Origin of the sequence: Mesorhizobium sp. M2E.F.Ca.ET.209.01.1.1 (assembly GCF_004010375.2) — a bacterium.
Classification (GTDB): domain Bacteria; phylum Pseudomonadota; class Alphaproteobacteria; order Rhizobiales; family Rhizobiaceae; genus Mesorhizobium.
Genome location: NZ_SADP02000416.1, coordinates 1 through 372, shown reverse-complemented (window position 1 = coordinate 372; position 372 = coordinate 1). Strand labels below are relative to the sequence as shown.

The 372-nt window shown below is 70.7% G+C and carries 1 pseudogene; it reads right to left on the bottom strand.

The annotated features are described in order from the left end of the window. Positions 1 to 372 (bottom strand): annotated as a pseudogene (locus tag EN852_RS36250) (MFS transporter); the annotation flags it as partial.

Here is a 372-nt window from a genome sequence, read left to right as displayed (position 1 = left end):
ACGTCGCCGATGACGCGGCCTGCCTCGCCGGGCGGGGCCATCGAGGCGGCGATCGGCACCAGAATCTGGATCGCCGAACAGGCGGCGCCGAGCACGAACAGGACGATCAGCAGCGAGGCGATGGTGGGCGCCAGCGCCGCCACGCCGGCCGCCAATGCCGCCGCGACCAGCATGCGCAGGATCAGGGTGCGGTTCTCGGCGAGGTCGGCCATCGGCACCAGGAAGAACAGGCCGGCGGCATAGCCGAGCAGCGTCACCATGGCGACAAGGCCAACGCTCGCGGCGCCAGCGCCGAGCGACGGGCCGATCAGCCCGACAAGTGTCTGCGGCGCGAACAGATTGGTGACGATGATGCCGGTGGAGGCGGCAAAC